Here is a 22,290-nt window from a genome sequence, read left to right as displayed (position 1 = left end):
CTCCGGGCCTGCGGCGGTCGTGCGGGGGCCGGTCGCGGTGGCCCCCGGGGCCGCGTCGGGCCCCGCGGGGGGCGCGGGGGGGCCCCCCCCCCCCGGGCCGGGGGCCCCCCCCCCCCCCCCCGCGGGGGGCCCGCCCCCCCCCCCCCGCCCCCGGGGGGGGGCGGCGGGGGGGGGCGCCCCCCCCCCCCCGGGGGGGCGCCCCCCCCCGGGGGGGGGGGGGGGCCCCCCGCGCACCGGGATCAGCCTTCCAGCTTCGCCCGCAGGAATTCGAGCGTGGCGCCCCACGCCTTGGCGCCCTGCACCGGGTCGTAGGTGCCCATGTGGTTCTTCTCGTTGAAGAACGCGTGCCCGGCCGGGTAGATCCGGAAGTCCGGGCGGGTGCCGGACTCGTTCTCGATGCGGTCGGCGAGCGCTTCGACGGCGTCCGGCGGGGCCATGGCGTCCTGCTCGCCGAAGTGCCCCAGCAGCGGCGCGGTCAGGTTCTCGAAGCTGGGGTAGTCCTCGCCGAGCACCCCGTAGAACGGCACCGCGGCGCCGATCTTGTCGCCCTGCTGCGCGGCGAGCACCAGCACGAACCCGCCGCCCATGCAGAACCCGACGGCGCCGATCTTCTCGCTGGTGACGGCGTCGAGGGACAGCAGGTGGTCCACGGCCCCGCCGAGGTCGCGGGCGGCGCCCTCCACCGGCAGCTCCTGCATGAGCTGCCCGGCTTCGTCCGAGTCGTGCGTGGTGCGGCCGCCGTAGAGGTCGGGGGCGAGCGCGACGAACCCTTCGGCGGCGAGCCGGTTGGTGACGTCGGCGATGTGGTCGGTGAGCCCCCACCACTCCTGGATCACCACGACGCCGGGCCCGCTACCGGATTCCGGCAGGGCGAGGTAGCCGTGCGCGGTGTGCCCGTTGCTGGGGAAGGTCACGTTCTGCAAGGGGTTGTCAGCCATGCCCGCATTGCACCACCTGCGGGCACCGGTCGGCATCGGGTGGGGTGGGTGGCGTCAGAGTTCCCGCAACCGGGTCAGGACCGCCTCCAGCACGGCGAGGTCCGGGCGCGTCCCCCGCGCCGGTTCGGCGAGGTCTCCGCTGCGCAGGTGGACCCAGCCGGTGCCGTACCGCGCGCGGTCCGGCGCGGGGAGCCCGCCGCGCCCGTCGACGGCGCTCACCGGGACCGCCGGGACAGGTCGAGCGCGCACGCCGGGCAGCGGCTCCCGGTCCACCCCGGCAGCACGGCGAGGCCGTCGGGTGCGAAGCTCCGGCCGCACCGCGCGGTGAGCTCCCGCCCGCGCGCGGCCGGGTGCCGGACCTCGAACGCGTGGCTGATCAGCCCGGTCACGCCGAGCGCGGTGCTGCGGTAGCGGGCGAAGAAGATCATCGCTGCTCCCGCGGGGCCGGCCGGCGGTGGGCGAGCGGTGGCACGTGCCCGGCCCGCTCCCGGCAGTCCGGGCACACCCCGGAGGGCAGCAGGAACCCGGGCCAGGACGGGCGGACCTCGCGTCCGCACAGCGCCCGCGTCACGCATCCCGGCGTCCACCGCCAGTCGGCGGGTACCGCGTGCGACACCGACCGGTACCGGCTCCCGACCCATTTCACCCCATGTCCACCATCACTCATGGTGGCAGTGTCGTGACGGAGGGTGCGTGGACGTCAGGTCAGCGGGGTGGTCATCATGGGTAACCGTGGGTCTGCCCAACGAAGCACTGCGTGCGGCGCGGCTCCGGGTCGCGTCGAGCCGCGCACCCGGTGAGCCGATGTCGAGGTCCGAGCTGGCGTCCGCGGTGTCGGCGTGGTTGTGGCGGGAGACCGGCAAGCGCCACGACCTCGACCCGCACCTGCTGGCGAAGTGGGAGCGGGGTGCGGTGCGGTGTCCGACGGCGCCGTACCGGGCGGCGTTGCGCGCGGTGCTGGGCGTCGCCTCGGACGCCGATCTCGGTTTCGCCGACTCCGTTCCGGAACCACCGCTGGCCCCGGCCGGGCCCGACCCGGCGGAGCACGGCCCACCGGCGGGCGCGGACTACGTCGAGTCGTTGCGGGGTGCGGTTCGGCAGTTCGTGCGGATGGACTCCTTGCTCGGTTCGGGGGAGGTGGTGGACGCGGTGGTGCGGCGGTTCCGGGATGCGCAGCGGGTGTTGGCGTCGGGTCGGTATCGCTCGGGTGTGGAGCGGGATCTGGAGGTGGTGGCGGCGGAGTTGGGTGAGGTCGCGGGGTGGATGTTGATCGATGCGCAGCGGCATGCGGAGGCGCGGGCGATCAATGCCGAAGCGTTGATGTTGGCGCAGATCGCGGGGGACACCTCGATGCAGTGGTTCATCCTGTCGAACCAGGCGTTGGCGTCGACCGGCAGCGGGCGTCCGCGGGAGGCGCTGCGGATCGCCCAGCGCTTCGGCTCGGACGATCGGTTGCCCGGCCGGGTGCGGGCGTTGTTCGACGTGCGGGCGGCGCGGGCGCTCGGAGAGCTGGGTGCGACGTCGGATGCGGAGCGCGCGTTCGCACGAGCGCGGGTCACCGTCGACGAGGGGATCGACGGGCGCGACCCGCCGTGGACGTGGTGGGTGGACGAGCAGGTCGTCTCGGCGCACCGAGGACTGATGTACGCCACGTCGGGCCACCCGGCGCGAGCGCTGCCGCACCTGGCGGCCTCGGCCGAGGGCGCTGAGCAGGTCGCCGACTACCGCTGGGGCCTGTACATCCACCGCGCGAACCTGCTCGACGCACTGCTCGCGGCGCGCGACCTGGGTGAGGCGGAGCGGGTGGCGGTGCGGATCGCTCCGATGGTCGGCCAGATCGCGTCCGGCGCCACCGAGCAGGTGCTGCGCCGCGCGCTCTCCCGCACGTCGCGGGCACCGCTGCCCAGCACCCTCGCCGACGTCCTCGACCACCTCCGCCACCGCCTGCCGCAGCGCTGAGCGCCCACCGCGCCACGCCCCGACTCACCTGGGTCGGGGTGCGTCAGAGCTGGTCGATGGCGTGCACGGCGGAGACCTCGTAGAGGTGCGGTTCGTAGGACTCGGCCACCTCGGCGGCGGCGGTCATGTGCGGCTGCGCGACCGGGTTCGCGAGCATCGCGCGGAACGCGTCGGCGTCGCTCCACTGCGCGTAGTTGACGACCTTGGTGCCGTCGGTGCTGGCGTGGATGTTCGCGGACACGAAGCCGGGCAGCGTGATCATGACCTCTTCGGTCGCCTGGTCGAGCAGGTCCACGAGCTCGCGCTGGCGCTCCGGGCGGACGGTGAAGACGTTGATCAGGGTGGCCAGCGGCGCGCCCTGCTCGATGGTGCTCGGCATGGGGTTCTCGCAATCGTCGGTGTCAGCTTTCTGACACAAACATTCTGTGTCAGGAAACTGACGTGAGTCAAACCGGCGCCGACCCGGCCACCCGGTCGTGCGCCACCGGCCGCACGGTTCGGCGAACCTCGGCGGCACGGCTCGATGTGCTGCGGGGACACTGTGCTGCGATGACCGAGTTCTCCAGCCTCCCCGACCTGCCGGTGAAACCGGTGCTCGGCGAGGTCGCCGACGCGCTCGCCGAGCACGGCACCACCGTCCTGGTCGCCCCGCCCGGCACCGGCAAGACGACGCTGGTGCCGCTGGCGCTCGCCGAACGCGGGCTGCGCGTGGTCGTGGCCGAACCGCGGCGGCTCGCCACCCGCGCCGCCGCCCGCCGGATGGCCGAACTGCTCGGGGAGGAGGTCGGCGGGACCGTCGGCTACTCGGTGCGCGGCGAGCGCAGGCGCGGCGCGCGCACCCGCGTCGAGGTCGTCACCTCCGGCCTGCTGGTGCGCAGGCTGCAATCCGACCCCGAACTGTCCGATGTGGACGTGGTGGTGCTGGACGAGTGCCACGAGCGGCACCTCGACGCGGACCTGCTGCTCGCGCTGCTGCTCGACGCCCGCGACGGGCTGCGCCCCGACCTGCGGCTGCTGGCGACCTCGGCGACGCTCGCGGCCACCCGCGCGTCCGAAGTCCTCGGCGGCGCGCCGGTGCTGTACGCCGAGGCTCGCACCTTCCCGGTCGAGCACCGCTACCTGCCGCCGAACCGGCGCGAACGCATCGAAGCGTGCGTGGCGCGTGCGGTGCGGACGGCGCTCGACGAGCAGGACGGTGACGTGCTCGCCTTCCTTCCCGGTGCCGGGGAGATCCGCCGCACCGCTGCCGCGCTCGCCGACCTGTCCGATGTGGACGTTCTCCCGCTGCACGGGCGGCTGCCGCACGCGCAGCAGGATTCCGTGCTGCGGCAGGGGAAACGACGCAAGGTGGTGCTCGCCACCGCCGTCGCCGAATCGAGCCTCACCGTGCCGGGCGTGCGCGCAGTCGTCGACTCCGGCCTGTCCCGGGTGTCCCGGGTGGACACCCGGCGCGGCCTGGCCGGGCTCGCCACCGTGCGGGTGTCGCGAGCCGCCGCCGACCAGCGCGCCGGCCGCGCCGGGCGGCAGGGACCCGGTTTCGCGTACCGCTGCTGGCCCGAGCACGAGCACAGCACGCTGCCCGCGTTCGCCGAACCCGAGATCCGCACCGCCGAACTCACCCGGCTCGCCCTGGAACTGGCCTGCTGGGGTACGCCCGACGGAACCGCGCTCACCTGGTGGGACGAGCCGCCCGCCGGTCCGCTCGCCGCCGGGCAACAGGTGCTGCGCGGCCTCGGCGCGCTCACCGCCGACGGTGCCGTCACCGGCCGGGGGACGCGGCTCGCCGAACTCGGCCTGCACCCGCGGCTGGCGCGCGCACTGCTCGACGGGGCCGAACGGGCGGGCGCGCGGACCGCGAGCGAAGTCGTGGCGCTGCTCGACGACGACACCGTCACCGATGAGTCCGATGTGGACTCGGCACTGGCCCGGTTGCGCCGCGGCGGTCCCGGATCCGACCGGTGGCGGCGGGAATCCCGCAGGCTCGCCGAGCGCGTCGACGGCACCGGGCGAGGTGGTTCGGCGGCGGAGGTCGTCGCGTTCGCCTACCCGGAACGCATCGCGCGCCGCCGCGCGGCCGACTCGCCGGTCTACCTGATGGCCGCAGGCACCGCCGTCGAACTGCCCGCCGGATCACCGCTGCGGCACGCCGAATGGCTCGCCGTCGCCGTCGCCGACCGCGCACCCGGCGCCACCCACGGCACCGTGCGCCTCGCCGCGCCCATCGACGAAGCGCTCGCCCGGCGGATCGCGGCCGCGCTGCACAGCACCCGGGACGAGGTCGGCTGGACCGGCGGGGACGTGCGTGCGGTGCGCGCCGAACGCATCGGCGCCATCACCGTGGACAGCAGGCCGCTGCGCGAACCCGACCCGGCACTGCTGCGGGCCGCGCTGCTCGACGGGCTGCGCCAGGACGGGCTCGGCCTGCTGGCGTGGAGCCAGGACGCGACGCGGCTGCGGCACCGCATCGGCTTCCTGCGCGAGGCGCTCGGCGAACCGTGGCCGGCCGTGGACGACGAATCCCTGCTGTCCCGGGCCGATTCGTGGCTGGAACCGGAGCTGTCCCGGGCGCGCGGACGCGCCGACCTGGCGCGGATCTCCGCCGGGGGAGGACTGCGGCGGTTGCTCCCGTGGGATCGGGCGTCCCGGTTCGACGCACTCGCGCCGGAGAGCGTGGAGGTGCCGTCCGGATCGCGGATCAAGATCGATTATTCGGGAGAGCGGCCGGTGCTGCCGGTGAAGGTGCAGGAGGTCTTCGGCTGGCGCCAGGTGCCGCTGCTCGCCGACGGGCGGGTTCCGCTGCTGCTGCACCTGCTGTCCCCCGCCGGGCGGCCCGCCGCGGTCACCGCCGACCTCGAATCGTTCTGGACGACCGGCTACCCGCAGGTCCGCGCCGACCTCCGCGGCCGCTACCCGAAGCACTCCTGGCCCGACGACCCCACCACGGCGACCCCGACCCGCCGAACCCGCCGCCCCACCTGACCGGTGGGAGGAGTGAACGGACTGTTCGTCCCATCTGGTTGGTCGGAGGGTCCGTTCACTCCGGGCCTGCGGCGGTCGTGCGGTCGCCGTACGCGTTCGACCGCTGGTCAGCGTCGTGCACGGCGTGCGTCGAGGTGGCGCCACCCGAACCGGGCCGCCGCCACGGCACCCACGGCGATGGCGGCCCAGCACAACGCGCGCGTCCAGGGCGCGAGGTCCGCGGTCAGCCACAGCGCGCCCTGCGCGACCAGCGCCACCGCGGACCAGAACCGCTGCCCGTACTTCGGATCGAACTCCGCGGGCGCCCGCGCACCTCGCCGCATCCGGCACCTCCTCCGCACGATCGCCCGCGACCCTACGCGGGGCCGGCCGGGCGCGGCGCCGGTTCCGCCGGATCGGCACCGCACGCCCGAGCGGCCGTTCCCGGGCGCGGGGGGGGGGGGGGGGGGGGGGGGGGGGGGGGGGGGGGGGGGGGGGGGGGGGGGGGGGGGGCGGGCGGGGGGGCGGCGGGGGGGGGGGGGCGCCGGCCCGGGGGGGGGGGCGGGGGGGGGCGGGCGCGGGGGGGGGGGCCCCCCGGCGGTCCGCCCCCCCCCCCCCCCCCCCCCCCGCCGCGGTGGTCAGCCGAAGGGGACGAGCACCAGGTCGGCGGCCCGCACGTCCGCCGAGGTCCACCCGGTGATCCCGGCCAGCACGCAGCCGGTGCGGATCACGGCCTCCTCGTCCAGTTCACCCGGGTCGAGGTGGTCCTGCTCGACGATCCCGGCGGCCGCGACCGCCTCCCGGATCCGGTCCGGCAGCTCGGGGAGCGAGCCTTCGAGGTCGTCGGAGTTCGTCCACAGCACCTCCGCGCCGTCCTCGGCGAATTCGAGGCCGCAGCACGGTCCGTCGAAGTTGTGCGCCAGGCTGAGCGCCGCCCCGCCGGTGCGGGACAGGGCGAGCGCGGCGGATTCGAGCCCGCCCTGCTCGTTCGAGACCGAGTCGGTGTGCCCCGCGTCGTCGAACACGAAGGTCCACCCGCCGATCCGCCCGGCCAGCAGCGCGGAGGCGCAGTCGGTCTCGCCGAGCGCGGTGCGCGGCAGCGAGGAGTGCTCGTCGGCCCGCTCCTCGGGGAGCGTGCAGGGGCGCGCGTGCGCGAGCCGCGCCCCGAGCGCTTCCAGCGCTTCGCGCGGCTGGAGGTCGCGCACCAGGTGCACGATCTGGTGCGGGTCCTCCGCGCCGAGTTCGGTGATCCACGCGGGGCGGCCCCCGGAATCCAGTGCTGCGGCGGGGAAGGCGGGTTCGGGCATCGTCGTCTCCAGTCGGTTCGGTTCTTCTCGGCACCTTGCCCCAGGGCACCGACAATTCCGTCCCGGTACGGTCAGGTGGAGGTCTTCGCCGTGTGAGCGGACTTCCGGCTCCAAGCGTGTCCCGCTCTCCGGAATGGCCGGACTGCAGATTTCGTCCACAGTGGACGAAAGAGTCGGGGGCGAGTCTCCCCGGATCCGAACCCCCGGTCGCGGCACCACCCGCTGCGCTCCCACCCGCTGCGCTCCCCACCATTGCGCGACCACCCGCTGCGGAACCCGCCGACGCGCCCCGGAACCGCGCGAGGGGAACGCGGGGCGCGGGCGCTCAGGTCAGCGCCACCGCCAGCAGCGGAGCCGCCCGCAGGTCGTCCATCGTCCACGTCACCCCGGCCAGCGCGCAGCCTATGCGGGTCACCGCGGCCTCGTCGGTCTCGCCCGGCTCCAGGTGGGCGCGCTCCACGATGCCGGCGGCCGCGGCGGCGGCGCGCACCTCGGCCGGTGGTTCGGCGGTCTCGTGATCGAGGTCGTCGGAAGTCGTGCGGTACGCGCGCGAACCGTCCACCGCGTAGTCGAGGCTGAGCAACCCGCTGATGTTGGCGTGCAACGTCACCGCCGGGCCGCCGGACGCGGAGAGGGCTTCCGCCGGTGCTCGCGGGACGGTCCGCGGGACCTCCGGCTCCTGCAGCGCGGACCAGTCCCCGGTGCGCATCCCGTCGAGCAGTGCGCGCATCGTGTCCAGGCCACCGACCTGGAAGGTGGTGCCCGCGTCGTCGAAGACCAGTGTCCAGCCGCCGATGCGGGTCGCCAGCAGCACCGACAGGCACTGCGGATCGCCGAGCGCCGCGCGCGGCAGCGAGGTGAACTCGTCCGGCCGCTGTTCGGGCAGCGTGCACGCCGCGGCGGAACCCGGGTCCGCGCCGAGCACCTCCAGCGCCCGCGCCGGTTCCAGGTCGCGCACCAGGTGCGCGGTGTGGTTCGGACCCGGCACGTCCAGTTCGGACAGCCAGATCGGATAACCGGTGGCGTCCAGGGTTCCAGGTGGGAAACCGGGCGTGGGCATGGCGGCTCCTCGTCGTCGTCGGCGGGTGCCGGTGAGTCTGCCCGGTGCGGTGGCGGCCGCCGCGGTTCCGCGCGCTCCCCGCTGCCGAACGCGGGAATCCCCTCGCCCGCTCGCCCAACGGGTGCTGCACCGTTCTCCGGAGGAGACCGGGCGGGCCGCTCCGCCGCGCGCGGGCGGTGGGCGACGGCACCGCGACCCGCGGTGACGGGATGCCGAGCGGTTCACACTTCCTTGACAAGGCACGACGCAGGCTGAAAAGTTGACGAGTCGTTCCAATGCGACGGTGTGCAGGAAACCGGTGCGAATCCGGTGCGGTCCCGCCACTGTGAACGGGGAGCCGCGTCCACCAGCGCCACTGTCGGGCAGCCGATGGGAAGGCCGGGCGCGACGTCGATCCGCGAGTCAGGAGACTGGCACCGTCGTACCGATTCGCACGGGGTCGCGGAGCCCCGGAGGAGGTACGCAGTGCACCCGGATTCGCCGCACACGCCCGGTTTCCCCGCTGTTCCCGAACCGGCCCGCGCCGCGTGAGCGGCGTGATCGGCCGCAGGCGGCTGCTCGCGGGCGTGGCCGGAGCGATCGCCGCGGTCCCCCTCGTCTCCTGCGCCGGCGGTTCCGGGGCGAGCGCGGGCAGGCTGCGGCTGGCGTTCCCCGCCGGTGGCGCCACCGAATCGCTCGACCCGCACACCGGTTCGCTGTTCGTCGACCAGGCCCGCGCGAAGGCGCTGTTCGACACGCTCGTCGGCTACGCCGACGACATGAGCGTGGTGCCGCGGCTCGCCGAGAGCTGGCAGCCCGACCCGACCGGTACCCGGTGGCGGATCCGGTTGCGCCCGGCCGAGTTCCACGACGGCAGGCCGGTGACCGCCGAGGACGTGCTGTTCACCTACCGGCGCATCGCCGACGACGCCACCGCGGCCCAGTCCGCTTCGCACTTCGCCGACGTCGACTTCGGCGCCAGCCGGGCGATCTCGGCGACCGAACTGGAACTCGTGCTGGGCGCGCCGAACTTCGAGTTCCCGTCGGCGTGGGGCGCGCCCGCCACCGAGATCGTGCCCGCGGGCACCACCGACTTCACCGCGCCCGTCGGCTCCGGCCCGTTCCGGTTCGTCTCCTTCGAACCCGGTGGGACCGCCGTGTTCGCCCGCTTCGACCGGCACTGGTCCGGGCCCGCGACCCCGGCCGAGCTGGAATTCGTGCCCATGGAGCAGGAGAGCGCCCGGGTCAACGCGCTGCTGTCCGGGCAGGTCGACTACGCGCACGACGTGAGCGCCAACTCGGTGCGGCTGCTGGAGCAGGGCGGCCGGGCGCGGGTGCACTCGGCGCCGTTCGGCACCATGCAGGCCCTGCTGCTCAAGGTGGACCGGCCGCCGTTCTCCGATCCGCGGCTGGTGCGGGCGGTGCGCGTCGGCCTGGACCGGCAGGCGCTGCTGGACATCGCGCTCAGCGGGCAGGGCAGGCTCGGCAACGACCTGTTCGGCGCCGGGCTGAAGTACTACCCGCCGGACCTGCCCGCGCCCGCGCGCGACGTCGACGCCGCCCGCGCGCTGCTGCGCGAAGCCGGGGCAGACGGGCTGAGCTGGGAGCTGCAGACCAGCTCCGTCGACCCCTACTTCGAATCCGCCGCCAGCCTCATCGCCCAGCAGCTCGGCGAGACGGGGATGCGCGTGTCGCCGCGGATCGGGCCGGCCGAAACGTACTTCTCCGACATCAAGGAGCACGGCGTCGCCTCGCTGTCCCGGACCGCGGCGCTGCCGGTGCCGACGTTCCTCGGGCAGCGCATGACCTCGGACGCGGGGAGCAACAACTACACCGGGTACCGCTCCGCCGAGTTCGACGAGCTCTACGGGCGGGCGCTGGCCACCGCCGACGACGCCCGCCGAGCCGACCTGCTGGTGCGCGCGCAGCGGCTCGCCCGGGAGAACAGCGGCAACGTGGTGTGGGGCTTCAGCGGCTGGAACGTCGCCACCGCCACCTCCGTGGCCGGGGTGCGGGGCGCGCCGCCGAACTCGCTGGACTGGGCCCGCTTCGATCGGGTGAGCGTGGGTTGATCGCGCCCGCCGCGCGGGCGTCCGCCGCGGTGCTGCCCCGGCTCGGCGTGGCGCTGGTGCAGATCGCCGCGGTCGCCGTCGGCGTGTTCGCGCTGACCGCGCTGCTGCCCGGCGACACCGCGCAGGTCGTGCTCGGCGAGCACGCCGACACCGGACAGGTGGAGGTGCTGCGGCGGCGGCTCGGGCTCGACCAGCCGTGGGGGACGCGGTTCGCGCAGTGGGCCGGCGGGGTGCTGCACGGCGACCTCGGCACCTCGCTGCGCACCGGCAGGCCCGTCCTCGACGAGATCACCCGCAACGCCGCCACCACCGCGCTGCTCACCGCGCTGACGCTGCTGGTGGTGCTGCCGCTGGCCGGGTGGCTCGGCGTGCGCAGCGGGCTGCGCGCCGGGAGCCGGTTCGACCGGGCGGTGAACTCGGTGGTGGTGCTGCTGAACTCGGTGCCCGAGTTCGCGCTGGCGCTGCTGCTCGTCGGCGTGTTCGCGGTGCGGGCCGGCTGGCTGCCGGCCACCGCGGGCGGGCTGTCCGGGTGGTCGCTGGTGACGCAGCCCGCGGTGCTGGTGCTGCCCGTCGGCGTGCTCGCCGCGAAGCAGCTCAGCGCGCTCGCCCGCCAAGTCCGCACCGGTGTGGTCACCGCGAACGGCGCCGAGTACGCCACCCACGTGCGCCGCGCCGGTCTCGGCGAGCGCGACGTGGTGCTGCGGCACGTGCTGCCGAACACCATCGGGCCGGTGCTGCAGCAGCTGGCGCGCACCGTGGACGGGCTGCTCGGCGGCGTCGTCGTGGTGGAGGCGCTGTTCGCGCTCGGCGGGATCGGCTCCGGATTCGTGGAAGCGGTCAAGGCCCGCGATTTGCCGGTGGTGCAGGGCTACGCGCTGCTGTTCGCGGCGATCACCATCGGCATCAACCTGGTCATCGACCTGGTGGCGCGGCGGTTCCGGGCGGGTGCGCGGTGAGCCGCGCCGCCGGGTGGCTGCTGCTCGGGGTGCCGCTGCTGGCGGCGCTGGCCGGGCCGGTGCTCGCCGGGCTGCTGCCGGGCGGCGGATCGGTGCGGGCCGCGAACGTCCCGCTGCTGCCGCCCGGGGCGGACCACCCGCTGGGCACCGACGTGCTCGGGCGGGACGTGCTGGCCCTCGCGCTGCACGGCGGGGGTTCGGTGCTGGTGCTGGCGGGCGGCGCGCTGGTGCTGACCTACCTGGTGGGGGTGCCGCTGGCGCTCGCCGCCGTCGGGCAGCCCCACCGGTGGGTCGACCGGTGGCTGACCCGCGGACTGGACCTGGTGCTGGCGCTGCCCGGGTTGCTGGTGCTCATGGTGCTGGCCGCGACCGGCACTCGGACCGGGGCGGCGCTCGTCGTCGCCGTCGCGCTGCTGCAGCTGCCCGCGGTGGTGCGGATCGTGCGCAGTGCGGCGCTCGGCGCCCGGCGGCGCGGCGTGGTGGAAGCCATGGCGCTGCAAGGGGAATCGTGGTGGCGGGTGCACTTCGGTTACGTCGGGCGCGGCGTGCTCGGGCCCGTCGCGGTGGACGCGGGCGGGCGGCTGAGCCTGGTGCTGTACCTGGTGGCCTCGGCGAACTTCCTCGGCCTCGGGATCGACCCGGCCACCGCGGACTGGGCGGTGCTGGTGGAGCGCAACCAGGAGGCGCTGTTCCTGCAGCCGTGCGCGGTGCTGGTGCCCGCGGGCCTGCTCGTGGCGCTGTGCACCGGCCTCAACCTGCTCGTGGACCGGTACCTGGTCACCGGGGGACCCGCTCGGCGCTGAACCGGCCGCGGTCGAGCCGCACGCCCAGCGCCACCAGCGCGGTCAGCGCGATCGCGACCACCAGCGGCAGCCGCGCCGAGGCGGCGGTGGCAGCGCCGGCGAACGCGGTGCCCGCCGACCCGGCGGTGATCTTCAACGCGCCGGTCCAGACGAAGACCTGCCCGCGCGCCGCGTCCGGTGCGTGCTCGCTGCGCGCGGCGAGCGTCGCGGCGAAGAAGTAGCCGTTGGCGATCCCAGCGCCCGCGTAGGCAGCGGCGGCGAACCCGAACGACGGTGCCGACGCGATCAGCACCAGCGCGGCCACCACCACCGCCGCCGACCGGACCACCAGGCGATCCGCCTCGCCGGACGGCGGCCGCACCAGCACCCCCGCCGAGCCCGCCAGGTTCCCCAGCCCGTAGGCCGCGGTCAGTACACCGGCCGCGGCACCACCGGTGCTCACCACCGCCGCCACCGGCAGCACCGCCACCCCGAACGCGACCGCCGTGGTCAGCAGCAGCATCCGCCGCAGCGGCCCGGAAGCGAGCATCAGCAACAGCGTGCGGGCCGGGCGCGGCACCGCACCCGGGCTCGCCGGCGGCGGCGCCGCGGGCGGCAGCAGCACGAACCCGGCTGCGACGACCGCCCCACCGGTCAGCACCAGGGCCGCCACCAGCGGCGAGCTCCACGCCGCGACCGCCGCGACGACCGTCGGCCCCACCGTGCCGCCGATGCCGTAGGTCGCGACGTCCCAGCCCTGTGCCCGGCGCTGCGCGGTGCGGCCGGTCCCGGCGATCGCGGGCAGCCTGCTGCTGATGCCCCCGGTCAGCAGCGGCCCCAGCGAGCCGGCCGCCACCAGCAGCACGGCGGGCATCGGCGCGGGCGCCACCGGCAGCAGCAGCACCGCCGCCGCGAGCGCGGCACCGTGCGCGGCGCTGGCGGCGGCGATCACCCGCCGCCCGTCGCGCGCGGTGTCCAGCACCCGGGCGACGAACGGGCCGAGCAGGTGCGGCGCGGTGGTGCAGGCGCCGAGCGCGCCCGCCAGCCACCCGGGGCCACCGGTGTCGTGCACCAGCAGCACGACGGCCACCACCGCACCCCCGTCCGAGGTGCGGGCCAGCGTCGCGGCCACCGCGTAGCGGGCGAGCCCGCCCCGGACGGCCGTGGTCAACGTCGCAGGTCGAGCAGGTCGACGAGCCGCGCCACCTCCGCGCGCTCCGCGGTCGGGAGGCCCAGCACCGGGCGCGGCAGGTTCGGGTGCGCGACGAGCCCGAGCTCCTCGGCGATCGCGGACACCACGCGCAGGCTGCCGCACCGGCCGAACAGCTCCCACAGCGGCGCCAACCGGTCCGATTCCGCGGTCGCCGCGGCGGCATCCCCGGCGAACGCGGGGCGCGCGATCGCCGCCGCGGCCTCCGGCACCGTCCCGGCCAGCACCGAGTACCAGGCCCGGCACCCGGCGAGGATGCCCTCGGCGGCCAGCGGATCACCGGCGACCCCGATCGTCACCGGCTCCGGCAGCAGGCCGCGCAACCGGGAGACGCGGTCCACCGGCTCCGGCACCCCGGGGATCTTGACCGAGGCGACGTTCGGCAGCGCCGCGATCAGCGCGTGCAGCTCGTCGGTGAACGTGACGTGCGTGGTCCCCGGGTTGTCGTACACCACCAGCGGGACCGACAGCGCCGCGGTGACGTCCGCGTAGAGCCCGAACACCTCCTCGTCGGTCAGCGCCTGGTACGACACCGGGGCGAGCAGCACGCCCGCCGCCCCGGCCTCCTGCGCGTCCTCGGCCAGCGCCAGCACCTCGCGGGTGCGCAGCGCGCCGATGCCGACGAGCACCGGGACGTCCCCGGCGTGCCGCACGGCGAGCCGCGCGACCCGGGCGCGCTCCGCCCGGTCCAGGTACGGGTAGCTGCCGGTGGAGCCGAGCGCGGTGATCGAGTCGACGGGGGCGGTGGCGAGCCGTTCGACGAGCCCCGCGAACGCGGCTTCGTCGACGCCTCGGTCGGTGACGGGGGTCAGCGGGAACGCGCTGAGTCCGGTGAACATGCGTCCTCCTCGGAGGTCAGGCCGGCAGCGCGGCGTCGAGCGCGCCGCGCAGGTCGGCGATGAGGTCGTCGGCGTCCTCCAGCCCGACTGCGAGCCGCAGGTGGCCGTAGCGCTGGAACTGCTCGGGGTAGTGCTCGTCGCCGCCGCGCGCCCCGGCCGCGACGTGCACGATCAGCGACTCGTCGTGCCCCAGCGACACCGCCGAGGTGATCACCCGCAGCGCGGCCGTGAACCGGTTCTGCACCGCCGGATCGCCGTCCAGCGCGAACGCCAGCACCGCCCCGCAGCCGCGGCCGCCGAACTGCCGCGCCGCGAGCTCGTGCTGCGGGTGCCCGGGCAGCCCGGGGTAGGCGACGAACGCGATCCGCGGCTCGGCGTCCAGGAATTCGGCGATGCGCTGCGCGTTCGCCAAGTGCTGGCGCAGCCGCAGCGGCAACGTCACCGACCCCCGCATGATCAGCCAGGCGTTGAACGGGGCGAGCACGCCGCCGACGTCGACGCCCGCGTCCGCCCGGATCCGCGCGACGAGTTCGCGGGAACCGATGACCGCGCCGCCCATGGCGTCGCCGTGCCCGTTGATGAACTTCGTCAGCGAGTGCACCACCAGGTCCGCCCCGTCGGCGAGCGGCCGGTACAGCGGCGGCGGGGTGAACGTGCCGTCCACGCTCAGCAGTGACCCCGCCGCGTGCGCGATCTCGGCGACCGCGGCGATGTCGGTGACCGCGGTCGTCGGATTGGCGATGGTCTCCACGTGCACGAGCCGGGTCGCAGGGCGCATCGCCGCGCGCACCGCGTCCAGGTCGGTGGTGTCGACGAACGTGGCCTCGATGCCGTAGCGGCTCGGCAGCAGCTCCGCGAACAACCGCCACACCGCCTCGTAGGTCACCGCCGAGACGACCACGTGGTCGCCCGCGCGCAAGTGCGTGAAGAACACGGCGTGCAGCGCGGCGACCCCGCTGGCGAACACCAGCGCCGACTCGCCGCCGTCCATCGCGGCGAGCTTCGCTTCCAGCGCGTGCTGGTTGACGTTGCCGTTGCGGGCGTAGATCCGGGTGTTCGGGTCCGACCAGGACAGCTGCGACGGGTCGTCCGGCAGCAGGTAGGAGTTGGCCAGCACCAGCGGGGTGCGCAGCGCCCCCGAGGCGTCGGTGGCGTTGCCGCCGTGCACCGCCCACGTCGCGTCGGAGACGGTGGCCGGATCGTGCTTGTCGGGCATCAGCTTCCCTTCGTCGTGCGCAGCAGCGCGCCGAGGTCGGCGGCGAACTCCGCCGCCCGCCGCGGGGTGATCGTCGAGGAGGTCACGCGCAGCGCCCCCGCACCGCGTCCGGTGACCGCGAACCCGGAGCCGCCGCGCACCGCCCAGCCGCGCGCGGCGAGCTCCCGGACGAGCCGTTCTTCCCGCCGTCCCACCGGGATCCACGCGTTGAGCCCGTCCCCGGCGGGCAGCTCCACGCCCTGCTCGGTGAGCGCGCCGGTCAGCGAGCTCAGCCGCCGCGCGTACCGGTCGCGGGCGCGGCGCAGCAACCGCGCGGTGCCCGGGTCGTGCAGCAGCGCCGACACCAGGTGCTGCAGCACGTGGCTCACCCACCCGGCCGAGGAGCTCAACCGGGTGCTCAGCCGCGCGGCGCTGCCCGGGTCGCACAGCACGAACGCGAGCCGCAGGTCCGGGCCGAGGAACTTCGACACCGACCGCACCAGGGCCCAGCGCGGCGCGTCCGCGGGCGTGATGCGGTGGTAGGCGCGGGCGGAGATCGCGGAGAAGTGGTCGTCCTCGACGACCAGCACCTCCGGCCGCCGGGACAGCAGCGCGCGCAGTTCCGCGGCGCGTCCGGCGGTGATCGCGGCGCCGGTCGGGTTGTGCGCGCGGGGCGTGCACACCACCGCCCGCGCGCCCGCGTCCAGCGCGCGGGCCAGTCCGTCGGGCGTCATGCCGTCCGCGTCCACCGGAACCGGCGTGCTGCGGAACCCGTTGAGCCGCATGGTGCCGACGCCGGCCAGGAAGCACGGGTCCTCCACCGCGACCGCGTCCCCGCGGGTGAGGTGCGCCCCGAGCAGCCGCTCCACCGCGTCCACCGCGCCGTGCGCGAGGACCAGGTCGTGCGGGACGTCCCCGACGTCCGGGGCGAGCTCCGATTCCGCCCACGCCGCGAGGGATTCGTCGACCGGCGCGCTCCCGTACAGCACCGGCGGGCGGCCGGCTCCGAACGCGGCGCGCAGGTCGGGCAGCAGAGCGGGGTCCGGGTTGCCGTCGGCGAGGTTCACCAGTTCCCCCGCGGCACCGCGGCCTTCGCCGTCCACCGCGGGCAGGCCGCGCACGACCGTGCCGCCGCGCCGCCGGGTCTCCACGATCCCGGCGGCGGCGAGCTGCGCGTAGGCCGCCGCCGCGGTGTTGCGGTTGACGCCCAGTTCGGCGGCGAGCTCCCGGATCGGCGGCAGCGCGCTGCCCGCGACCAGGGCCCCGGTGGCGATCAGCCCTCGGACCGAGTCGGCGATCTCGGCGGCGGTGGTGCCGCGCACGCGTCCTCCCGACATGCCATCGACCGTAAATGTCCTAGGACAAAAAGGGAAGGTCAGGTGGTGTTCGGCACTCCGGGAGAGGGATCGGCGCGGTGCGGATCCGGTCGGACCCGCCGCGGCGGCCATCCACCGCAACGTCGTCGCGGCGGGCGGAGCAATTCCGCCCCGGGCACCTTGACCACCCCGGTGTTAGCGCTAACACTGGCGGCTCGATCACGGCTGGCGGAGGAGCGGGTGCGGGCGATGAGCGGCGAAACCGGTGGTCCGGCGGTCGGTGCGCCCGGCCAGCGGGCTTCCCTCGGCGACGTGGCCCGGCTCGCCGGGGTCTCGCAGATGACCGTCTCCCGCGTCGTCAACGGCACCGGTCCGGTGCGGGCCGAGACGCGGCGCCGCGTGCTCGACGCGGTGGAACACCTCGGCTACCGGCCCAACCCGCACGCCAGGGGACTGGCCACCGGGCGGTCCCGGGTGCTGGGCGTGGTGGCGCTCGACTCGGTGCTGCACGGACCCGCCAGCACCCTGTTCGGCATCGAGAACGCCGCCCGCGAAGCCGGGTTCGCGGTGTCGGTGGCCAGCGTCCGCGAACCGGGCCGCGCCCGCGTCGGCGAAGCCGTCGACGCGCTGCGCGGGCAGGGCGTCGCCGGGATCGTCGTCATCGCGCCGCACGCCGAAACCGGGCGCTCCCTGGACGAACTGCCCGGCGACGTGCCGGTCGTCGCCGTCGCCGACACCGACCAGGCGCCCGTGCCGGTCGTGGCCGTGGACCAGCGCGACGGCGGCCGCCGCGCCACCGAACACCTGCTCTCCCTCGGCCACGACGAGATCTGGCACCTCTCCGGGCCCTGCGGCTGGTTCGAGACCGAAGCCCGCGAACAGGCGTGGCGGGACGCGCTCGCCGCCCACGGCGGCACCGCGCCACCGGTGCTGCGCGGCGACTGGAGCCCGCGCTCCGGCTACGAGGCCGGGCTGGAACTGCTGCGGCACCCGACGGCCTCGGCCGTGTTCGCCGCCAACGACCAGATGGCGCTCGGCCTGCTGCGCGCGCTGTCCGAAGGCGGCCGATCGGTGCCCGGCGACGTGCGGGTCGTCGGTTTCGACGACGTGCCCGAAGCCGCCTACTACTCACCACCGCTGACCACCGTGCGTCAGGACTTCCTCGCGCTGGGGCGCAAGACCTTCGACCAGCTGCTGCGGCTCGTCGAAGGGGAGGACGTACCGGGCCGGGCGATCGTGCGCGCCGAACTCGTCGTGCGCGAGAGCACCGGCCCCATGCGGTGACCTACCCGGCCACCGGATCGACTTCGACGACGAAGACGAGGGGACGAGGACCATGATCAGCGCCGATGGCCTGCGGCTGTCCATGAACTGGATGGACAACCTCATCCTGATCGTCTACTTCGCGGTGGTGCTCGGCATCGCGCTCGCCGCGCGGCGCAGCGTCCGCAACAGCCTGGACTTCTTCCTCTCCGGCCGATCGCTGCCGGCCTGGGTGACCGGGCTGGCGTTCGTGTCCGCGAACCTCGGCGCCACCGAGATCCTCGGCATGGCCGCCAACGGTGCGCAGTACGGCGCCTACACCATCCACTGGTACCTGATCGGCGCGATCCCGGCGATGGTGTTCCTCGGCCTGGTGATGATGCCGTTCTACTACAACTCGAAGGTGCGCAGCGTCCCCGAGTTCCTGCTGCTGCGGTTCAGCAGCTCCTCGCACCTGCTCAGCGCTGCGCTGTTCGCCATCGCGTCGGTGCTGATCGCGGGCGTGAACCTGTTCGCGCTGGCCATCGTGCTGCGCGCCCTGCTGGGCTGGCCGCTGCCGCTGTCCATCGGGCTCGCCGGCGTGTTCGTGCTCGCCTACATCATCATCGGCGGGCTGTCCTCGGCGATCTACAACGAGGTGCTGCAGTTCTTCGTGATCGTCGCCGCGCTGGTGCCGCTGACCGTGCTCGGGCTCGCCCGCGTCGGCGGCATCGACGGGTTCATCGACCAGGTCTTCGCCGGGCCGGGGCCGGAATTCCTCACCGCGTGGGGCGGAACCGGCTTCGGGCAGGAGAACCCGCTCGGCGCGAACTGGCTCACCATCACCCTCGGGCTCGGGTTCGCGGTGTCCTTCGGGTACTGGACGACGAACTTCGCGGAGGTGCAGCGCTCGCTGTCCGCCCGGAACCTCTCCGCGGCGCGGCGCACCCCGCTGATCGCGGCGTTCCCGAAGATGTTCATCCCGCTGATCGTGGTGCTGCCCGGCATCATCGCGCTGCTGGTGTACCCGCAGATCGGGCAGGGCGCCTACGACTACAACGACGCGATCCCGCTGCTGATGCGGGATCTGCTGCCGAACGGGGTGCTCGGGCTCGCCGTCACCGGGCTGATGGCCTCGTTCATGGCGGGCATGGCCGCGAACGTCTCCAGCTTCAACACCGTGTTCACCACCGACATCTGGCGGCCCTACCTGAAACCGGGGATGCCCGACGAGCACTACCTGCGGGTGGGCCGGGTGATCACCGCGGTCGGGGTGCTGGCCGGGATGGGCACCGCGTTCATCGCGGCCTCGTTCAGCAACATCATGAACTACCTGCAAACCCTGTTCAGCTTCTTCAACGTGCCGCTGTTCGCCACGTTCATCCTCGCGCTGTTCTGGAAGCGGATGACCGCGAAGGCGGGGTTCTGGGGGCTGCTGGCGGGAACGGTGGCGCCGATCAGCTTCTACGTCGCCTACAAGACCGGGATGGTGCCGATCAGCACCGACCAGGGCGCCAACATGATCTCCTCGATGATCGCGTTCACGGTGGACGTCGCGGTGAGCGTGCCGGTGGCGTTGGCCACCGCGCCGAAACCGGACCACGAGCTGCGCGGCCTGGTCTACTCCCGCGCCGCGGCCGCCGACGCCGGTGAGGTGCTGCCCGGCGACTCCGCCTGGTACCGCCGCCCGGCACTGCTCGGCTGGGGCGCGATCGTGCTCGCCGCGCTGTGCTACCTGCCGTTCTCGTTCTGAGTTCTCCCCTGATGTGCAACGGAAAGGAGGCCGCCATGACCGAACCGGAACCGCACGGCAGGCCCGACGAGCACGCCGCCGACGTGGCGGAGCTGGAACGCGGATCCGGCACCGCGGCCCGGCTGTTCGACGTGCGCAGCGTGATCGGCGGGCTGTTCGTCTTCTACGGACTGCTCATCGGCGGGGCCGGGCTGTTCGCCGGTGAAGCCGCGATCGCCAAGGCGCAGGGCATCAACATCAACCTGTGGACCGGGGTGTCGATGCTGCTCGTCGGGGCGTTCTTCCTGCTGTGGCAGCGGATCCGCCCGTTGCGCCACGAACCTCCAGCGGAATGAGCGGGTTCCTCCCGGGCCGCGAACGGATCGGAGAAGACGACGGATGAAGATCAGCCACCTGGACACCTTCGTGCTCGGCACCCCGTGGCGCGACCTCACCTACGTGCGGGTGCACACCGACGACGGGCTCGTCGGCGTCGGCGAGACCCGGATGCTCGGACACACCCAGGCGCTGCTCGGCTACCTGCGCGAAGCCGAACCGCGCCACCTCGTCGGCACCGACCCGTTCGACCTGGAATCGCTGGTGTGGCGGATGAAGCACGGCGACTACGGGCGGGCGGGCGAGATCGCCATGTCCGGCATCGCCTGCGTCGAGATGGCCTGCTGGGACATCATCGGCAAAGCGCTCGGCCAGCCGGTGTGGCGGCTGCTCGGCGGCAAGGTGCGGGACCGGATCAAGGCCTACGCCAACGGCTGGTACACCGTGGAGCGGACGCCCGAGGAATTCCACGCCGCGGCAAGGGAAGTCGTCGACCGCGGGTACCGCGCGCTCAAGTTCGACCCGTTCGGTCCCGGCCGCTGGGAACTGGAGGCCGACGAGCGCCGCCGCTCGGTGTCGCTCGTCGAAGCCGTCCGCGACGCCGTCGGGCCCGACGTGGAACTGCTCGTCGAGATGCACGGCCGGTTCACCCCCGCCGAAGCCGTCCGCATCGCCGGGGAACTCGTGCCGTACTCGCCCAGCTGGATCGAAGAACCCGTGCCACCGGAGAACTTCGCCGCACTGTCCACAGTGGCCGAGAAGGTGGACGTGCCGGTCGCGACCGGGGAACGCGTGCACGACCGCATCGAGTACCGCGAGCTGTTCGAGCGGCGCGCCGCGGACATCATCCAGCCCGACATCGGGCACCTCGGCGGGATCCAGGAGACCCGCAAGCTCGCCGCCACCGCCGAGACGCACTACGTGCTCGTGGCCCCGCACAACGTCGGCGGGCCGGTGCTCACCGCCGCCAACCTGCACCTCGCCGCGGCCACCACCAACTTCAAGATCCAGGAGCACTTCAACGACTTCGCCGACCGGCACGTGCAGCAGGCCGCGCCCGGGCTGCCCGAGGTCGTGGACGGGTACTTCGCGCTGCCCACCGCGCCCGGGCTCGGCGTCGAGCTCGACGTGGACTTCGTGCGCGAGCACCCGCCGGAGAGCGCGCACTTCGACCTCTACGCCCAGGACTGGCAGTTCCGCGGCACCGGGAGCGGCCGGTGACCGCGCGCGCCGTCGTCATCGACCGGCCCGGCGAACTCCGCGTCGCCGCCGCCGACCCCGTCGAACCCGGGCCGGGCGAAGCGCTGGTCCGCATCGCCTGGAGCGGCATCTGCGGCTCCGACCGGGAACTGTTCACCGGCGGGCGACCCGACGGGTTCGTCCGCTACCCGGTGGTGCCCGGGCACGAGTGGTCCGGCACCGTGCTCGCCGTCGGACCGGACGTTCCCGCCGACTACCTCGGGCACCACGTCGTCGGCGAGGGGTTCCGCGGCTGCCAGTCCTGCGACGCGTGCCGGCGCGGCGAGAACAACCTGTGCACCACCGGGTACGCCGAAACCGGGTTCACCTCGCCCGGCGCCTGGTGCGACCACCTGCTGCTGCCCGCGCGGCTGCTGCACGTGCTGCCGCCCGAAGCCGACCTGCGGGCCGCGGCCGTGCTCGAACCCGCCGCCTGCGTCGGCGAGGCGTGCCTGCGGCTCGGCGGTGTCGCCGGGGAGCGGGTGGCCGTCGTCGGCGGCGGCAGCCTCGGCTTGCTCGGCGCGCAGCTGCTCGGCGCCACCGGGCCCGCCGAACTCGTCGTGGTCGAACCCCGCGCCGGGCGGGAGGAGCTCGCCGAGGCGTGCGGGGCCACCGCGGTGCTCACCCCGCTCGAAGCGGTGCGCCGCTGCGGGCGGTTCGACGCGGTGCTGGAGACCGCGGGAACACCGGGCGCCGCCCACCTGGCGACCCGGCTGGCCCGCCGCGGCGGGCGGGTCGCGCTCACCGGGCTGCCGCCGGAATCGGACTCGCTGGTGACCGCGCGGCTCGTCTCCGCGCAGCTCACCCTGCACACCGTGTTCGGCGCGCCGTCGCGGGCCTGGACGCACGTGGTGCGGCTGTTCACCGCCGGGGTGCTGGATCCGGGCCGGATCATCACCCACGAGTTCGACCTGGCGGACGCCGCGACCGCCCTGGATCTGCTCACCGACTCCGGCTCGCAGGTGGGCAAGATCCTCCTGACCCCCGGGTCGGGGAGTGAACGGACCGTTCGTCCCATCTAGTTGGTCGAACGGTCCGTTCACCCGCGGAGTGAGCGAGATCGTCTCGGCGCCGGGAGGAGTGAACGGACTGTTCGTCCCATCTAGTTGGTCGAACGGTCCGTTCACCCGCGGAGTGAGCGAGATCGTCTCGGCGCCGGGAGGAGTGAAC

General features: G+C 74.5%; 22 protein-coding genes and 1 riboswitch. Of the genes, 10 read left to right on the top strand and 12 right to left on the bottom strand.

The window, feature by feature from the left end:
* Positions 1-239 precede the first annotated feature (239 nt).
* The 4 genes from LCD31_RS21810 to LCD31_RS21795 are packed head-to-tail and all read right to left on the bottom strand — an operon-like array spanning position 240 to position 1,605.
* Positions 240-938, bottom strand: coding sequence for a dienelactone hydrolase family protein (locus tag LCD31_RS21810; RefSeq protein WP_224960705.1), 699 nt, complete (start codon positions 936-938; stop codon positions 240-242).
* Positions 939-992: 54 nt separating this feature from the next.
* Positions 993-1,157, bottom strand: coding sequence for a hypothetical protein (locus tag LCD31_RS21805; protein WP_224960703.1), 165 nt, complete (start codon positions 1,155-1,157; stop codon positions 993-995).
* Positions 1,154-1,366, bottom strand: a complete 213-nt coding sequence (locus LCD31_RS21800) for a hypothetical protein (RefSeq protein WP_224960701.1) — start codon at positions 1,364-1,366, stop codon at positions 1,154-1,156. Before LCD31_RS21800 ends, LCD31_RS21805 begins: the two co-directional genes overlap by 4 nt.
* Entirely contained in the window at positions 1,363-1,605 is a 243-nt protein-coding gene (locus tag LCD31_RS21795; RefSeq protein ID WP_224960698.1) for a hypothetical protein, read from the bottom strand. The genes LCD31_RS21800 and LCD31_RS21795 overlap by 4 nt, the downstream gene beginning before the upstream one ends.
* Before the next feature lie 137 nt (positions 1,606-1,742).
* On the opposite strand from LCD31_RS21795, the gene LCD31_RS21790 reads away from it, so the two are divergent.
* On the top strand, positions 1,743-2,897 hold the full coding sequence (locus tag LCD31_RS21790; RefSeq protein WP_224960696.1) for a hypothetical protein: 1,155 nt from the start codon (positions 1,743-1,745) through the stop codon (positions 2,895-2,897).
* Positions 2,898-2,940: 43 nt separating this feature from the next.
* On the opposite strand, the gene LCD31_RS21785 is transcribed toward LCD31_RS21790, so the two are convergent.
* Positions 2,941-3,276 carry an antibiotic biosynthesis monooxygenase gene (locus tag LCD31_RS21785; RefSeq protein WP_224960694.1) on the bottom strand — a complete coding sequence of 112 codons (336 nt, stop codon included), beginning with the start codon at positions 3,274-3,276 and terminating at the stop codon, positions 2,941-2,943.
* 170 nt (positions 3,277-3,446) lie between these two features.
* Between LCD31_RS21785 and hrpB the strand changes: the two genes are divergently transcribed.
* Positions 3,447-5,876 carry an ATP-dependent helicase HrpB gene (hrpB, locus tag LCD31_RS21780; protein ID WP_224960692.1) on the top strand — a complete coding sequence of 810 codons (2,430 nt, stop codon included), beginning with the start codon at positions 3,447-3,449 and terminating at the stop codon, positions 5,874-5,876.
* A 107-nt stretch (positions 5,877-5,983) separates the two neighbouring features.
* Here the strand turns inward: hrpB and LCD31_RS21775 are convergent, their stop codons facing one another.
* From LCD31_RS21775 to LCD31_RS21765, 3 genes are all read right to left on the bottom strand, one after another.
* On the bottom strand, positions 5,984-6,199 hold the full coding sequence (locus LCD31_RS21775) for a hypothetical protein (RefSeq protein WP_224960690.1): 216 nt from the start codon (positions 6,197-6,199) through the stop codon (positions 5,984-5,986).
* A 294-nt stretch (positions 6,200-6,493) separates the two neighbouring features.
* A complete protein-coding gene (locus LCD31_RS21770) occupies positions 6,494-7,162 on the bottom strand; it encodes a hypothetical protein (RefSeq protein ID WP_224960688.1) in 669 nt (222 codons plus the stop codon).
* Between the two features lie 325 nt (positions 7,163-7,487).
* Positions 7,488-8,222, bottom strand: coding sequence for a hypothetical protein (locus LCD31_RS21765; protein ID WP_224960687.1), 735 nt, complete (start codon positions 8,220-8,222; stop codon positions 7,488-7,490).
* A 266-nt stretch (positions 8,223-8,488) separates the two neighbouring features.
* Positions 8,489-8,656: riboswitch (cobalamin riboswitch) on the top strand.
* 93 nt (positions 8,657-8,749) lie between these two features.
* Between LCD31_RS21765 and LCD31_RS21760 the strand changes: the two genes are divergently transcribed.
* Genes LCD31_RS21760 through LCD31_RS21750 form a run of 3 tightly spaced genes read left to right on the top strand, consistent with a single transcriptional unit; the run spans position 8,750 to position 12,032 of the window.
* Entirely contained in the window at positions 8,750-10,273 is a 1,524-nt protein-coding gene (locus tag LCD31_RS21760) for an ABC transporter substrate-binding protein (protein ID WP_308011230.1), read from the top strand.
* Positions 10,270-11,229 carry an ABC transporter permease gene (locus LCD31_RS21755; RefSeq protein ID WP_224960686.1) on the top strand — a complete coding sequence of 320 codons (960 nt, stop codon included), beginning with the start codon at positions 10,270-10,272 and terminating at the stop codon, positions 11,227-11,229. The genes LCD31_RS21760 and LCD31_RS21755 overlap by 4 nt, the downstream gene beginning before the upstream one ends.
* Complete coding sequence (locus tag LCD31_RS21750; protein WP_224960685.1) at positions 11,226-12,032, top strand: ABC transporter permease; 807 nt, start codon at positions 11,226-11,228, stop codon at positions 12,030-12,032. Before LCD31_RS21755 ends, LCD31_RS21750 begins: the two co-directional genes overlap by 4 nt.
* On the opposite strand, the gene LCD31_RS21745 is transcribed toward LCD31_RS21750, so the two are convergent.
* Genes LCD31_RS21745 through LCD31_RS21730 form a run of 4 tightly spaced genes read right to left on the bottom strand, consistent with a single transcriptional unit; the run spans position 12,007 to position 16,592 of the window.
* Positions 12,007-13,182, bottom strand: coding sequence for an MFS transporter (locus tag LCD31_RS21745; RefSeq protein WP_224960684.1), 1,176 nt, complete (start codon positions 13,180-13,182; stop codon positions 12,007-12,009). The genes LCD31_RS21750 and LCD31_RS21745 overlap by 26 nt on opposite strands.
* Entirely contained in the window at positions 13,179-14,060 is an 882-nt protein-coding gene (locus tag LCD31_RS21740; protein WP_224960683.1) for a dihydrodipicolinate synthase family protein, read from the bottom strand. The genes LCD31_RS21745 and LCD31_RS21740 overlap by 4 nt, the downstream gene beginning before the upstream one ends.
* Positions 14,061-14,076: 16 nt before the next feature.
* Entirely contained in the window at positions 14,077-15,276 is a 1,200-nt protein-coding gene (locus tag LCD31_RS21735; protein WP_224960682.1) for a PLP-dependent aspartate aminotransferase family protein, read from the bottom strand.
* Positions 15,276-16,592 carry an aminotransferase class I/II-fold pyridoxal phosphate-dependent enzyme gene (locus tag LCD31_RS21730; protein WP_224960681.1) on the bottom strand — a complete coding sequence of 439 codons (1,317 nt, stop codon included), beginning with the start codon at positions 16,590-16,592 and terminating at the stop codon, positions 15,276-15,278. Before LCD31_RS21730 ends, LCD31_RS21735 begins: the two co-directional genes overlap by 1 nt.
* A gap of 228 nt (positions 16,593-16,820) precedes the next feature.
* Here LCD31_RS21730 and LCD31_RS21725 point away from each other — a divergent pair, with 228 nt between their 5' ends.
* Genes LCD31_RS21725 through LCD31_RS21705 form a run of 5 tightly spaced genes read left to right on the top strand, consistent with a single transcriptional unit; the run spans position 16,821 to position 22,142 of the window.
* Complete coding sequence (locus LCD31_RS21725) at positions 16,821-17,855, top strand: LacI family DNA-binding transcriptional regulator (RefSeq protein WP_224960679.1); 1,035 nt, start codon at positions 16,821-16,823, stop codon at positions 17,853-17,855.
* Between the two features lie 52 nt (positions 17,856-17,907).
* Complete coding sequence (locus tag LCD31_RS21720; protein WP_224960677.1) at positions 17,908-19,566, top strand: sodium:solute symporter family protein; 1,659 nt, start codon at positions 17,908-17,910, stop codon at positions 19,564-19,566.
* Between the two features lie 35 nt (positions 19,567-19,601).
* Positions 19,602-19,901 carry a hypothetical protein gene (locus LCD31_RS21715; RefSeq protein WP_224960674.1) on the top strand — a complete coding sequence of 100 codons (300 nt, stop codon included), beginning with the start codon at positions 19,602-19,604 and terminating at the stop codon, positions 19,899-19,901.
* Between the two features lie 43 nt (positions 19,902-19,944).
* Positions 19,945-21,102, top strand: coding sequence for a mandelate racemase/muconate lactonizing enzyme family protein (locus tag LCD31_RS21710; RefSeq protein ID WP_224960673.1), 1,158 nt, complete (start codon positions 19,945-19,947; stop codon positions 21,100-21,102).
* Complete coding sequence (locus tag LCD31_RS21705) at positions 21,099-22,142, top strand: zinc-binding dehydrogenase (RefSeq protein WP_224960672.1); 1,044 nt, start codon at positions 21,099-21,101, stop codon at positions 22,140-22,142. Before LCD31_RS21710 ends, LCD31_RS21705 begins: the two co-directional genes overlap by 4 nt.
* Positions 22,143-22,290 lie beyond the last annotated feature (148 nt).

The sequence above is a fragment of the Saccharopolyspora sp. 6M genome, from assembly GCF_020176775.1.
GTDB classification, from domain to species: domain Bacteria; phylum Actinomycetota; class Actinomycetes; order Mycobacteriales; family Pseudonocardiaceae; genus Saccharopolyspora_C; species Saccharopolyspora_C gregorii.
Note: the sequence above shows the minus strand (reverse complement) of the source record. Positions and strands in the feature narration are given on the sequence as shown.